We start from the raw sequence: 15,050 nt of genomic DNA on the forward strand, positions 1-15,050 counted from the left end.
CTGGATATAAAGAATGCCCTACTAGCTGTGCCATTTGGACACATATAAGGGCAGTTCATATATGTCGCTCTTATACATAATATCTGACTTTCTAATACGGCAAAATCCACTTCGCTTTCCGCGTGCATGTTGTAAGCCGCAGAAGTCTAAGTGGATTTTTCTTGTTATATTTTAGCCATTGAAGCGTTTTTCTTCATTGAAAAAATGCCGATAGTAATACAAAAACATATAAGAACTATTGTAATAACTAGGCTCCACCAATAATCAGACATTTCCATTGTCCCGCGTATTAGCTGAACACCGTATAGTGGTAACTTCCACGGTGAAATTGTCCAAAACGTGCCTACGAGCCCATCAATAATTTGACCTACAAAAATTAAAATAAATGCGCATGTTGTTGCAACTACTGTTTTAAACATCGCACTCATCATGAGTGTTGCTGCTAAAACAAATAACAACCATATAAAATACGTACAAACACTTGCTAAAAGAGTCCCTATCTCGAATGTTCCGTACAACACAACCGTATAATAAACACTTGCCGTAAATCCTACTACTATACTGACAAAGCCTACTGTACTGACAACTAAAAACTTACTAATAAAAAATGCTCCAAAAGAAATAGGTCGTACATACAATAAGGTAGCCAAACCATTTGAGCGTTCTTTGCTAATAGAGCCTACAAAAGAAGCCATAAGCACGAGTAACCCAATTAATTGAAACTGACTAATTGTAGATAATATTAAATCTGCAGGTACTAATTCTGGCATCAACATTTCAAAACCTTCAGGCATATTGCCAACAGCCTTTAGAATATCCTTTATATAATAATTGGTTAGCGGTTCACTCATACCTAAAAGAGCGAAAACAAGCGGAATCCATAAAAACTTTCTACTACGCCACGCGTCACGAAATTCTTTTTGAAGTAGTACGTTAAATCCATTCATGCTCTTTTCGCCACCTTCATGAAAATATCCTCTAGCGACGCCGTTTGACGTGCTACATTTCGCACTAAATATGGATAAGCAGTAAGGCGTTCAAGTACTTGTTGCATGCTCGGTTCTTCATCTTGAATGGCTACGTACACATAGCTACCGTTAACTGTACATTTAAATGTAGATTGACTAATAAAATGCTGCGCTTCTTCCACCGTGCTAAATTCTACAATATAAGCTGGCTCATCAAAACGTTGGCGCACTTCACGTAATGTTCCCTGTTCCACAAGTTGACCATTACGCAAAAACAATAACTGGTCAGTCATTTCCTCAGCATCATTCAAAATATGTGTTGAATACAAAATTGTCGTCTGCTGCTGTAAACCTTTTAATAAATCAAGTACTTCTCTACGTCCAACTGGATCTAAAGCAGATACAGGTTCATCTAACAGCAGTAATTTAGGCTTATGAACAATTGCCTGGGAAATACCAAGACGTTGCTTCATCCCACCTGAAAACGTTGCAATCTTTTTATGAAGATCATTTCCTAAGCCTACAAATTCTAATGTTTTTTGAGCTTCTTGCTTCGCCTTTTTAGCAGGTACACCACTTAACTTTGCGGCCATTTCCGTAAACTCTAGGGCACTTAGCCAAGGCTGAAACTGCGGATATTGCGGTAAAAATCCAATATTTGTTCGTAAATCTCCACCCAACATTTTAACGCTCCCTAAAGATGGCTTTAATAAGCCTGTTAACATCGATAAGGTCGTTGTCTTCCCTGCACCATTTGGTCCAATTAATGCTGTGGATGTGTGTTCTTCTAACGTAAAAGCAATTGCATCCACTACTGTTTTGTCGGCAAAACGCTTCGTCAAACCCGTTACTTGTAGTAATGTTGTCATGATTGTTTTCTCCCGACGATAAAATATGCAACAGGCCCAAGTAGATTAATAAATAATATAATAAATACCCATAAAATTTTCGGCCCATTTGTTGCGTGAATTTTTCGAAGATCAATTAAAGCAATAATCATTAAAATAATTTGTACTACGATTATTGGCGCTATAACCGCCCAAGGGATTTTTGCTAACTCTTCCATTTAAAACACCTCGCCTTTTTGTTCTAACTTTACTATAACAATTTTGTTCTAATATGTATAGAACAAAATTCAAATGCTAAATCCTAACAAGTCATTTAGTTCCGTTCAAGTCGCTCACCTTTTAGCAGTGACGGCGCAGCTCTTTTATTCGTGCTGTTCCTGTAGTAGTTTACATTTTCTGCAAGAAAAACCTTTTGTAGCTGCTGTATAGTATGTACTAGGCAACGCCAGAAAACTGTCCATACTCGTTTCCAAATTCAAAAAAGCCCGCCATAGGACATGGCAGGCTACATACTTCATATAGAATTGTTTCATAAAGACTAATTTAAATACTAAGGTAATATTTTATGAATAGCATTACTTTTCGTACAACTTCTTTAAAGCCGTTGCCATATTTGGACGGATTGTTACTTGTGAGCGTGCTTTCTTAACGGCTGATTCTGCTGACTGTAGCGAATTTGCTAAGCCAAGTTCCATTAACACAGCAGTCGCTGCTACACCTGCTCGTCCACCGCCACTTCCACAGTGAAAATAAACCTTCTGCCCTGATTCATAAGCAGAGACTATTTTTTTCGCTACTTTTTCAATAGACTGAGCTACTTCTGCTTCTTCATCAGCGATAGGCATATGGTTGTAATTATAGTGCGCTGCTTGCTGTTCTTGTACTGTTAATCCATTCACGCGAACATCAATTACAACATCTACCTGCTCATTTACATAAGCTGCATCTGCATCTTGCGCACCGCCAAAAAATAATCGATCTTTCACTAACACATCATAGTTTTTTTCCATCATATGCACGCTCCGAACTTTTATTTCTCTAATAAATGTTTAATATCATCATAATATGGTAGCGCTGTTAGTGCTCCTGCCTTCGTCGCTGCAAGGGCACCTAATCGATTGCCAAAGCTCACACAGCGTACTAGCTCTTCTACAGTTGTCGGTAAACCATTGTAATGGACATCGCGTAATACACCAGCCATAAATGCATCTCCTGCACCTGTAGTATCTACTGGGACAACCTTTTCTGTTGGTACGTGGATAACTTCCCCGTTTAACACGGCATATGTGCCCTCTTCACCAACTGTTACTAAAATAATCGGTACTAAGTAACTGTTTAACTGCTCAATGCCATCTTCTAAATTAGTTGTCTCTGTTAAGAAAAATAATTCATCATCAGTTACTTTCAAAATATCTACATTCTCAAAAAATGAAGTAATGGTCTCCCTACAAACTTCTTCACTGCTCCAACGTAATGGGCGAATATTGGCATCCATTGCAATAATAGCACCTTTTTCTTTTGCCTTTTCGACAGCGGCTCTCGTAGTTGCTAATGCAGTTGGATGAAACATTGTACCTGAGCACACAATTAATGCAGAAGCATGTTTAAAGGCAGCATCATCTAATTGTGTTGCATCAACTTGTAAATCTGGCGTCTCGTCGACATAATCTTTGAAAATTCGCTCGCAAGCTTCAGTTAAATGCACGTAAACACCACTTACACGTTTTGCAGGGTCAAATACCGCAAAGTCAAGGTTCACACCTTCTTGCGCAAGACCATCTCGAACAAATTGTGAACCTTCGTCATCTCCAGTAATCGTAATTAGTGCAGATGGAGCACCAATACGGCTAATGCCAGCAGCTACATTAACCGTTGCACCACCCATATATTTAGTAAAAGATGTATTCGTTACATCGTCAGCAATATAGTCAATAAATGCATCTCCATAGACTAAAATAAAATCCTTATCTTCCTTTGTCATTGTTGTCCCCCCGAAAGTCTATTCATTATAGATTAACATGAAAGTTGATTTCCTATAAAGTTTTAAACTTTCGGAAAAATAATAAAAGTATTAGCACACGCGGTTTTTTTCGACCTTAATCGCCAAATTTCATTCAACAATTATTATTCATATCGCTTAATGAAATGGTCATCCTAAGGAATGCCACGAAGAAAACGACTGCACACGACGAATCAACAGCATTAGTCCGCTAATATTATTTTTAAAAAGATTTTCGTCTTTTTTATCCTTCTGATAGTCATAAAAAAGTATTTTTCTACCAACGTATATAGTTAATTGTAATGGAAGGCCGCGACTACAACTCATAACGGTCAAAACGCGCGCTAACGAGGTTGCAGCTAACAGCATACTGAGCAGAAGGCCCTGCCCGTAGCAGAAATTAACCGTAATCGACTCTATACTTATTCTAAAAAAGTAAAGTAGTGAATATTTCAAAAGCTTGAGACATCATCTATCTTTGTTATACTTGCCTATAGAAAGGTAGGGATTTTGACAATGAGTATAACAATTCGACAAGCGCAACCTCAGGATGCTTATGCCGTTATTCCACTAATTATTGATGCGATTGGTGATATTGCCAACCGTTTAACAGGAGAACAAACAGCTTCAAAGGTTGAACAGGAACTAACAGTGCTCTTCCAACGTGAAGATAACAGACACTCTTATTTAAATACTTTTGTGGCGGTTGAAGGTGAACAAATATTAGGCACACTTGTTTATTACAATGGTGCACAGGCAATTCAAATGGATGCTAATCTCGTAAAATGGCTTGAACAGAAAAATGCCCCTTCTATTACCATCGATCAAGAGGCTCATGAGGATGAATACTATATCGATACAGTTTGTGTTTCGCCAGAGGCTCGTGGTAAAGGGATCGGTACATTGTTAATTCAATTCGCTATCGAGCAAACGCAAAAACGAGGATTTACAAAATTATCATTAAATGTAGAAACACAGAAAGAAGATGCTCGTCGCTTATATGAACGTATGGGCTTTGTCATTACTGAACCATGGTCCATCATAGACGAACCATTTCATCATATGGTGAAACAGATTTAGGATGTGGAATAATTAAGCATGAAAACAAATTTAATTTACCCTCTATTGATTGTCATCGCTTCAAGTAGCTATGGCATTTTATCGACAATTGTCAAAGTAGCTATGCAGCATGGCTTTACAACATCAGAGGCGGTATCTAGCCAATATATTATCGGCTTTATGCTAGTTGCAACAATCTTTATCATAACGCAAAGACAACTACCGAAACTTTCAAAGAATGGCTTACTTATTTTAATTAGTGCAGGGATCTTCACAGGCATTACGGGTATAGTCTACGGGGAATCATTAAAATATTTACCTGCATCACTTGCCGTCGTCATGCTCTTTCAATTTACATGGATTGGTTTATTGTTAGACTGCATATTCCATAAACGACTGCCTAGTAGACCAGAAGTCATTTCGATTATCGTTTTATTTGCTGGTACTATTTTGGCGGCTGGTGTACTGAATGTCGATTTAAGTGGTATTGCAATACAAGGCTGGCTATTTGGGTTTGCGGCTGCATTTACCTTTGCATGCTTTATCCAATTTAACTCTCGCCCTGTCGAAGGGATTACAACGACATCAAGAGTTCTAATTGTTTCCTTTGTTGCACTTATTATGATCAGTATTTTCTTAAACCCTGAAATTGCATGGAACGGCAAATTGTTCACTGAAGGGTTATGGAAATTCGGACTAGCACTTGGACTTTTCGGTATTATCTTACCGATTTATTTATTTTCAATTGCAGTACCAAAGGTTGGTGGCGCACTAGCCTCTATTTTAAGCGCCATTGAACTACCTGTTGCTGTAACTGTTTCCGTTATTGTATTGCACGAATCACTCACTTTATTACAAGTTGTTGGCATAATTCTCGTTATTCTAGGCATGTTGCTGCCTAATATGCTTGCTAACCGAAAAATAACAGCTCCTTAAAAATGGGTTTAGCCATTTTTAAGGAGTTTTTATTTTTCACATATATATCGTTGATAATCGTCATTTTTTTGGATTATGATAATAATAACGTTAGATTATTTTAATTATTCTAACATTAATACTTTATTTAAGTATTATACTGCACTATGTAAGCAACTCACTATAGGAAGGGGAAGATGATTATGAAAAAAACACGTATTTTCGGATTTTTTCTTGTGCTGATGCTTATCGTTTTAGCTGCTTGTAGCAACACCGACGATAAAAGTTCGACAAAAGATGCCACAAACGGTGACAAAGCATCTGATTCAGAAAAAGCAGATGAAAGCACAACTCCATCTGGCAAACTGGTCATTTACACAGGACGTGATGAGGAAATGGTGCAAGGCGTAATCGATCAGTTTAATGAGAAGTACCCGGACATTGAAGTGGAGTTTTTAACAATGGGTGCTCAGCAAATATTAGAGCGTCTACGAGGTGAAAAAGCAAATCCTCAGGCAGATTTTTGGTGGGGTGGTACACAATCTGCATTAATGGTTGGCGCTAACGAAGATTTACTGCATACGTGGCAACCGAGCTTTATTGAGACAATTGATGCAAACTATAAAGATAAAGAAGGTCGCTGGTTCGGTGAAATGCTTTTACCTGAAGTAATAATGATTAACAGCGACTTACTAACAAAAGAGACCGGCCCACAAGATTGGGATGATTTATTAGATCCAAAATGGAAAGATCAAATTTTAATTCGCGGCGTATTAGCTTCTGGAACAATGCGAACTATTTATTCCTCAATGATTGTTCGTCAAGATGCCACTACACCTGATAAGGGCTACGATTGGCTATTAAAATTAGATGCCAACACGAAAGAATATACACAAGACCCAAATGCCCTTTATTTGAAGCTCACACGTCAAGAAGGCAGTGTTTCCTTATGGAATTTGCAAGATATTCTATTAAAGAAATATACAACTGATTATCCGTTCGATTACATTTATCCGAAGAGCGGTGCACCAATTTTAGTTGATGGTGTTGCCGTTGTTAACAATGCTAAAAACTTGGAGAACGCAAAATTGTTCGTAGAGTTTTTATTTGAAAAGGAAATGGTGACGAAATTAGCGAATGATTACTACCAAATTCCAACACGCTCCGACATCGATCATGCTTCAATGCCAGAATGGTATCAGGAATTAGATTTAAAAACATTTGATATTGATTGGCAACTAATGTCGGATAAAGAGGCAGAATGGATGGAGCACTGGGATACGAATATTAAAGGTAGAGGGAATAAGTAGTGCCAGGCACTCAAACAATTTTCAAACAATTCCTTACCTAATTCAATCCTGCGGGGACAGCACAGAATGTAAGACGCAACAAACCGTGCTTAAGCGAGGGTTGCGGCTTACAGTGTGCCCGCGGAAAGCGTCCACACGCAACATAAATCAACAGCAGTATTACTCTATAATTTATTTTGGTAAACGGAAGTTTGCTAAAAATTTTTGACCTTGTCTAATTTTATAATAATTTGTCATTTCTGATTATTCAGTTTATAATAATTATAATTTAACCCTAATTAAAGGAGGATTTCATATAGTGGTATATAGCAATGAATTATATGAATCCTAAGCATTGAATTTAAAACTAAGTAATTTAATACCCTCTTTTAGAACTTATAAATGTAAATATTACATTATTTTTTATAATTTCTTAAAGGGGATTTTTTATTTTATCTCGAGATTTTCAGCTTCTTTACACCCCTTCTTAAATGAGGCACATTTCATTAAGGTTGCCTTAAAAACTCGTGCTTAGTTCTTTGCAGTCCGTTGCCAATTGATTAATACACTTACGCTAAATTAAATAGGAATATAAGTAAAATACATACTATATAATTAGGTGAAGAATCATGAATACAATCTACTCTTATTTCAAACTTACCCTAAAAACCTTCCCTCTTTTTTGGGGAGCTTCAAAGTTTTATTCTATTGTTTTGTTAATTATAATTCCATTTCAAGCAATACTACCCTCTCTTACTATTTGGTTTTCAAAAGGTTTAATTGATGCCATTTCTACTACCGACACTATCGTTTATTCTATAATCATATTCTTTGTAATATCTTGGATAATAGTATCATTTATTAATGCTATATTAGGTCCCATTGAAATGACCTTTCAAGGTTTAATGACTGATAAATTAATTGCCGACTTAAATAAATCCTTAATGGAAAAATCTTCGGATATAAAGGGACTATATTACTTCGAAAATCCAGAATTTTATGATGATATACAAATACTTGAGCAAGAAGCTGCATGGAGGCCAGTAAACCTCATCGTTTTTACTTCTGGCATGATTAGTAGTGTCATAACTGGCATTTCTATGTTGGTGCTATTGACGAACTTTAATATCTTGATTGCTTTCATTATTTTTGTTGCCATAGTTCCACAGGCTATCGTTACATATAAATTACAAAAAGAAGCATTTGAAACCCTTGTAATGAATAGTCCAGAATCTAGAAAGATGCAATATTATAGCTCAGTAATGCTGTCAAAAGAACACATCAAAGAAGTGAAAATATATAACACGGCCGCCTTTTTTATTAATAAATATATGGTGACGTTCAATAAAATTCATACAGAAGTAAAAAAAATCAGATATAAACAAGCTATCTTCTCTGTTGTATTTGTAGGAATTGGAATTGCAGGGATTGGCCTAAGTTTTTGGTGGGTAGTCAAAGGCGTACTAAATAACACATTTACTGCAGGAGATATACTAATTTTCTCTTCTTCTGTTTTACTTGCACGGCAAAGTTTGGCGGGTTTTATCGAAAATTCGAGCTTACTATATGACACATTACTTTATATGGAAAAATATTTTAAATTCACATCGTTACAATCAGATATAAAATCAGGCAAAGAGATTTTGTCCTTAGAAAAAAGTAATTTTACATTAGTTTTTAAAAATGTATCTTTTAAGTACCCCAATTCTTCTAAATTTATACTTCATCAAGTTAATTTTACTATCAACATGGGGGAAAAAATCGCACTTGTCGGAGAAAATGGTGCTGGGAAATCTACCATCGTTAAGCTGATTTCAAGATTTTATGAACCAACTGAAGGAAAAATAGAATTAAACGGCATTGATATTGCAGAATATAATATTGATTCTTATCGTCAAATAATCGGTATTGTGTTTCAAGACTTTTCCCGTTATCAGTTATCCTTTAAAGAAAATATTATGATTAGTCATACGGAAAGTACTGATGATTATGAAAGGTTAGCTAGCGTGTCCGAGCAAAGCTCTCTTAATGATTTAGTTGCAAGTTTCGAACAAGGGTATGAGCAAATTTTAAGTAAAAATTTTGATAACGGCACAGAACTATCAGGCGGTGAATGGCAAAAGGTAGCTATTGCAAGAGCTTACTTCCGAAATGCAGCATTTCTCATTTTAGATGAACCTTCGGCAGCTCTTGATGCAAGGAGTGAGCACCATATGATTGAAACATTAACTGACCTTTCAGCAACAAAAACATTATTATTAATAACGCATAAATTATCTGCTTTAAAAATGGTTAATCGAATCCTTGTATTGCAACATGGGCACATAATTGAAGAAGGTTCAATGCAAGAGTTATTGAATGAAAAGGGATATTTTTCAGAATTGTATCAATTACAGGCTAATAAGTATTCTACTTAGACATTTATGCGAAAAGTTGATTGCAATAGCATCCCCATCTTTTCAAAATAGAAAGGAGCATTTCATTTGAAAAATGTCAAAATCGAAAATGTCTCTAAGCAATTTGGGAAAGTACATGGCGTGAAAGATTTAAATCTCGATATTAAAACAGGTGAATTTTTCACTTTCCTCGGGCCTAGTGGTTGCGGGAAAACAACCACATTACGAATGATTGCAGGATTTTATTACCCTACTGAAGGGAAAATTTATTTCGATGATCGTGATGTGACATTGCTTCAGCCAAACAAACGAAATATCGGTATGGTGTTTCAAAATTACGCCCTTTTTCCGCATATGACAGTAGACGAAAATATTGCCTTTGGTTTACAAGTACGAAAGTTCTCAAAATTTGAGATAAAACACAAAGTCGATCGTATTAGAGGACTCGTGCATCTTGCACAATACGGAAATAGAAAAATAAATGAATTATCTGGCGGTCAGCAGCAACGCGTAGCATTGGCAAGAGCACTTGTCATTGAGCCTGATATTTTATTACTTGATGAGCCTTTGTCGAATTTAGACGCGAAATTACGAGAGGAAACGCGCATTGAAATCAAAAGAATTCAATCGGAGTTAGGCGTCACAACAATTTACGTAACGCACGATCAAATGGAAGCGATGGCTATGTCGGACCGCATTATGGTGATGGATAATGGATATGTGAAACAAATTGGCACACCCCAGGAGATTTATAATCGTCCATTAAACCGCTTCGTTGCCGATTTTATTGGGGAAACGAATTTAATTGAAGCGACAACAATTGCTATTCATGATGATGAAATACAAGTAAAAACGAAGAGCGGACTTGTTCTAACTGGGCGAAAGCAACACAGCTCCCCTAATTTAACGCATATGATTGGAGACAACGTGTTTATTTCGATTCGTCCAGAGACCGTTAATCAAGGTCCTGGTGAAAACACATTAACAGGAACCATTTCTTTTGTTGAATTTACAGGAATAAGCGTGAATTATATTGTCGATTTTATCGATTTCTCGTTGAAAGTCATGATAATTAATACAAACGCTCAGTTAAAAAATATTGGCGAAGACATTACATTAAATATAGCTCGTGAATCACTTTATTTTTTAGGAGAATAGGAGGCATACCATATGGAAAAACCACCTGTACAATCTTATCAAAATAATGCTTGGACACGGCTAACACAATCGAAATGGTTTGTTTATATATTAATTTCACCATTGTTTTTAGTGTTGTTTGCCTATGTGATTTATCCTTTCTATCAAACTTTTCTTCAGAGCTTTTCAGAGGATAATGCACTTACGCATTATCAAAAGTTTTTTAGTCTCGCTAGCCCTGCGAATCTCGAGGCACTCTGGACTAGTTTATATATATCTATTATTAGTGTTATTTGCTGTGCAATTGTTGGTATTACAATGGCCTTTTTATTAGAACGCTATAATTTCCCTGGGAGACGGATACTATCCATTTTAGTATTAGTGCCAATGGCTCTTCCACCGCTTGTTGGTGTACTTTCATTTACTTTTCTTTACGGAGAAAGTGGAATTTTCCCACGTGCGATCCAACATTTATTTGGACTACAGCAAGTACCCTTTTCTTTAAAAGGCATATGGGGTGTAATCGTTGTACATACATTTACAATGTACACATACTTCTATTTAACCGCTTCGGCTGCTATTAAAGGATTGGATCCATCATTAGAGGAAGCAGCAACTAGTTTAGGCGCAGGGCGTATTCGTGTATGGACAAAGGTTATATTGCCAATGCTGACACCTTCTATTATTGCATCTGCATTACTTGTATTTATGATATCTATGGCATCCTATACTGCGCCGTTAATGTTTGGTGTCGAACGAACAATGACCATGCAAATATACTTATCACGAACAAATGGTAATTTGGGGATGGCCGCTACACAGTCAATGATTTTATCTTTTGTGTCCATTTCATTTTTAATCATTATGCGCTGGTACCAAAATCGTAGAAACTATCAAAATTTGAGTAAAGGCATTAGCGTTCATCGCTCTGAAGTATCCTCAAAATGGATGAAAATGATTGCTACAATTGCTTCCTTTGGCGGTACACTTATTTTAATTTTACCAATATTAGTGCTTATTTTAATTTCTTTTTCAGTAGATGGTGCCTGGAAAACTCAAATTCTCCCCACCGACTACACACTCGATCATTATATAGCGCTTTTTACTGACGAACGAACATGGAGACCAATTTGGAACTCTATACAAATGGGCGTCGTCGCAACGTTCGGTAATGTAATTTTCGGTGTTGCAGCTGCCTATGCGATGGTTCGCCTAAATTTTAAAGGTAAAACATTGCTTGATATTTTAATTATGGTTCCTTGGGCATTGCCTGGTACTGTAGTTGCCGTCAATTTAATTGCAGCCTTTAGTACTGAAAATATTTTCGCTTTTAACCAAGTACTTATCGGTACATTTTGGATTTTACCATTAGCTTATTTTATTAGACATTTACCCCTCGTTTTTCGTTCAACATCAGCTTCCCTCGTGCAATTAGATCAGTCTATCGAGGAGGCATCGCGAAGTCTAGGCGCAAACTGGTGGTATACGTTTAGACGGATCGTACTACCGCTTACTTTTTCGGGAATATTAGCAGGAACTCTGCTAGCACTTGTTCAAAGTTTAGGTGAGTTCGTAGCCTCTATTCTTATTTACAGTACTTCTACAATCCCGCTGTCTGTTGCTATATTTCAGAAATTATATGCCTTTAAATTTGGAACTGCATGTGCTTATGGCGTTTTACAGATTTTCTTAATTTTAATTGTGCTCATTATTTCCGAAAAGCTATCAAAGGGCAGTGCTGGCACAGCCATTTAACTGTCATCCTATAGGAGGCCATTCATATGTTTGAAGATTTCCGCAACAAAATCCAGCAGGAGGATGGAATGATTTTTCCTTCAAATATTTATCGGAAAATTGTTTTGCAACCAGCTTACGACGAAGCGAAGAAAAACTTTTTAACAATTATGCTTCAAATTAATATTGCTCACTTAAAAATGTTAGAAGAACAAGGACTAGTAAAAAAAGAAGAAGCGAAACAAATTGCTATGGCGCTAAAAAAACTAGACTTGAACTATTATCGAATAGAAGATTATAGCCCGCAATACGAGGATTTATTTTTCCGCATTGAAAATAAATTAATAGAACTTGCTGGTGACGTTGCTGGAAATCTCCATATTGGTAGAAGTCGTAATGATATGGGTATCGCCATTTATCGAATGACATTGCGCAAAAAGTTATTAATGCTTATGGGGGAATTGCTTAAATTACGAGGTGATTTAATTGCTTCAGCTGAGGAGCATATCGATACAATTATGATTGGCTATACACATACGCAACAAGCACAACCAACCACTTTTGCACATTATTTAAAAGCCGTAATCGATCAACTCGATCGAGATTTCGAGCGCATGCAGCATTGCTATCAGACAGTTAATCGGAGTAGCATGGGAGCAGCCGCCTTAACGACTACAGGCTTTAACATTAGCCGTGAGCGCATGCGAGACTTATTAGCTTTCGATGAAATTATCGAAAATGCCTGGGATGCGGTTGCTGGTGCTGACTATATCTCTGAAGCAGCAAGTATTGTACAGCTTGCCGCCCTTAACCTCGGACGTACATCTCAGGACTTTTTATTATGGGCTACACAGGAATTTAATGCATTTACACTAGCTAGCCCATACGTTCAAATTAGCTCGATTATGCCGCAAAAACGTAACCCTGTTTCCATTGAACATACACGCTCATTACTATCTGCAGTAGTCGGAGACGCTAGTACAGTTCTACAAATGGTACATAATACACCGTTTGGTGATATCGTAGATACAGAGGACGATATGCAACCATATTTATGGCGAGCTATAGATCGATTAATAGGTATTTACAAATTATTTGGTTCACTCGTTGTTACAATGGATGTAAACAAGAAGAAGCTCCGAAACCGCGCGGAAAACAGTTTTGCAAATGTAACAGAACTCGCTGATACATTAGTCCGCTCCGAAGGTATTTCATTCCGCCAAGCCCATAGTATCGTCAGTAAGTGCATTAAAGTATTACTTGCTCACGGTGAAGAATCACTCGCTAGTCTGACATGGAGCCTAGCTAATACACAAGCCAAGTTGGTTACTGGCAAACCTTTAATTATTTCTGAAGATGATTTTTATCATACTTTAAAACCCGAGTTTTTTGTAAGTGTACGAACATTATTAGGTGGCCCTTCACCTGAAACAATGCGAGCATCAATTGAGCGAGCAAAGGTAAAGGCAGATACCCTACTTGAATGGGTTCAGCAAAAGGAATTCGCCATTACAGAGGCGGAAAAGCAATTAATTTCGTTTATAGAGGAATGGGATCAATGAATGAATGGCTGCTAATTATTGATGGTGGTGCAACTAAAACGGCATGTGCAATCGTACATGCCGAGTCAGGTGAAATACAATTTACAACATCATTAGGAGGGTCCAATTACCAGGCTATAGGTGTGGAGCCTGCTACGGATATATTACGAACATTATTAGCAAAAGCTCGTGTATTTTTACAAGCGCAAACTAACTCAAAAATCGCTATCGCCACGTTTGCTATGGCCGGGATTGATTCACCCAATGATCATAAAAATGTTACGGAAATTGTCCATGATGCAATTACAGCGGCACAGCTACATATCCAGATGCTTATTATCGAAAATGATGCTGAAGCTACCTTATTAGGTGTCACTGCTGGACAGGCAGGTGCACTACTCATAGCAGGGACTGGTGCAATTGCGTACGCATTCGATGGTATACATATCGCACGTTCTGGTGGCTGGGGCCATCGTGCAGGCGATGAAGGTAGTGGCTATTGGCTAGGGCAGGAAGTTTTACGGGCCATTTTTCGCATGGAGGATGGACGAGGCGAGGCGACGATATTAAAAGATGCCGTCTATAACTATTTACGTATTCAAGATGTCACGGAGCTAGCAGCATGGTTATTCCGCCCATCTTATACAAATGCACAATTAGCAAAAATGAGTGCATTTTTAGCCGATGCAGTTGCAAAGAAAGATGCTTGCGCTATTCATATCTCTATACAGGCTGCCCATGAGTTAGTGCTTCTCGCTTGTGCGGTACTAAAGCAAATTGGCTATCAAGGCGAGCCTTTTCACTTTTATTGTAATGGTGGCGCTCTAAAGCATAACCCGCTAATTTTAAAAACATTTTCCCAGGAAATGACCTCAATGTACCCAAAAATCCAAGTTACTTTGTGTCAGCATCAACCAATACATTATATTATTGAACGCTCAAAAAGAGCGTATGACAATCGTTAATGTCATACGCCTTTTTTGTGGATTTACTAACGTGTTCAGTTGATTGGAGCGGCGGGCGGCGACTCCTGCGGGAACGCACAAAACGTAAGACGCAACAATCCGCGCGACAGCGAGGGTTGCGGCTTACGTTGTGCCCGCGGAAAGCGTCCGCCCATAGCGGAAATCAACAGTAGTAGTCATCTATATTTATTTTATATAA

At 37.4% G+C, this 15,050-nt stretch carries 13 protein-coding genes; 8 read left to right on the plus strand and 5 right to left on the minus strand.

The window, feature by feature from the left end; genetic code table 11:
- Positions 1-164: 164 nt before the first annotated feature.
- From ACIQXW_RS22720 to ACIQXW_RS22740, 5 genes are all read right to left on the minus strand, one after another.
- Positions 165-947, minus strand: a complete 783-nt coding sequence (locus tag ACIQXW_RS22720) for an ABC transporter permease (protein ID WP_402765783.1) — start codon at positions 945-947, stop codon at positions 165-167.
- Positions 944-1,837, minus strand: coding sequence for an ABC transporter ATP-binding protein (locus ACIQXW_RS22725; RefSeq protein WP_402765786.1), 894 nt, complete (start codon positions 1,835-1,837; stop codon positions 944-946). The genes ACIQXW_RS22720 and ACIQXW_RS22725 overlap by 4 nt, the downstream gene beginning before the upstream one ends.
- Positions 1,834-2,034, minus strand: a complete 201-nt coding sequence (locus tag ACIQXW_RS22730; RefSeq protein ID WP_340821383.1) for a PLDc N-terminal domain-containing protein — start codon at positions 2,032-2,034, stop codon at positions 1,834-1,836. Before ACIQXW_RS22730 ends, ACIQXW_RS22725 begins: the two co-directional genes overlap by 4 nt.
- Before the next feature lie 357 nt (positions 2,035-2,391).
- The gene (locus ACIQXW_RS22735) at positions 2,392-2,829 is read right to left on the minus strand and encodes a protein-tyrosine phosphatase family protein (protein ID WP_402765789.1); all 438 of its coding nucleotides are present in this window, start codon (positions 2,827-2,829) and stop codon (positions 2,392-2,394) included.
- Positions 2,830-2,846: 17 nt separating this feature from the next.
- Positions 2,847-3,797 carry a carbohydrate kinase family protein gene (locus ACIQXW_RS22740; protein ID WP_340821385.1) on the minus strand — a complete coding sequence of 317 codons (951 nt, stop codon included), beginning with the start codon at positions 3,795-3,797 and terminating at the stop codon, positions 2,847-2,849.
- A gap of 534 nt (positions 3,798-4,331) precedes the next feature.
- Here ACIQXW_RS22740 and ACIQXW_RS22745 point away from each other — a divergent pair.
- The 8 genes from ACIQXW_RS22745 (at position 4,332) to ACIQXW_RS22780 (ending at position 14,851) form a co-directional block, all read left to right on the plus strand.
- Positions 4,332-4,895, plus strand: a complete 564-nt coding sequence (locus ACIQXW_RS22745; RefSeq protein ID WP_402765792.1) for a GNAT family N-acetyltransferase — start codon at positions 4,332-4,334, stop codon at positions 4,893-4,895.
- A gap of 18 nt (positions 4,896-4,913) precedes the next feature.
- Positions 4,914-5,810 carry an EamA family transporter gene (locus ACIQXW_RS22750; protein WP_340821388.1) on the plus strand — a complete coding sequence of 299 codons (897 nt, stop codon included), beginning with the start codon at positions 4,914-4,916 and terminating at the stop codon, positions 5,808-5,810.
- Between the two features lie 182 nt (positions 5,811-5,992).
- Complete coding sequence (locus ACIQXW_RS22755; protein ID WP_402765795.1) at positions 5,993-7,099, plus strand: extracellular solute-binding protein; 1,107 nt, start codon at positions 5,993-5,995, stop codon at positions 7,097-7,099.
- Between the two features lie 608 nt (positions 7,100-7,707).
- Positions 7,708-9,495, plus strand: a complete 1,788-nt coding sequence (locus tag ACIQXW_RS22760) for an ABC transporter ATP-binding protein (protein ID WP_402765798.1) — start codon at positions 7,708-7,710, stop codon at positions 9,493-9,495.
- A 66-nt stretch (positions 9,496-9,561) separates the two neighbouring features.
- On the plus strand, positions 9,562-10,632 hold the full coding sequence (locus ACIQXW_RS22765; protein ID WP_402765801.1) for an ABC transporter ATP-binding protein: 1,071 nt from the start codon (positions 9,562-9,564) through the stop codon (positions 10,630-10,632).
- A 12-nt stretch (positions 10,633-10,644) separates the two neighbouring features.
- The gene (locus ACIQXW_RS22770; protein WP_401022085.1) at positions 10,645-12,366 is read left to right on the plus strand and encodes an ABC transporter permease; all 1,722 of its coding nucleotides are present in this window, start codon (positions 10,645-10,647) and stop codon (positions 12,364-12,366) included.
- Between the two features lie 26 nt (positions 12,367-12,392).
- A complete protein-coding gene (argH, locus tag ACIQXW_RS22775) occupies positions 12,393-13,907 on the plus strand; it encodes an argininosuccinate lyase (protein WP_401022088.1) in 1,515 nt (504 codons plus the stop codon).
- Positions 13,904-14,851, plus strand: coding sequence for an N-acetylglucosamine kinase (locus tag ACIQXW_RS22780; RefSeq protein WP_402765805.1), 948 nt, complete (start codon positions 13,904-13,906; stop codon positions 14,849-14,851). Before argH ends, ACIQXW_RS22780 begins: the two co-directional genes overlap by 4 nt.
- Positions 14,852-15,050: the final 199 nt, after the last annotated feature.

The sequence above is a fragment of the Lysinibacillus sp. NPDC097162 genome (assembly GCF_044762185.1).
Lineage (GTDB): Bacteria > Bacillota > Bacilli > Bacillales_A > Planococcaceae > Lysinibacillus.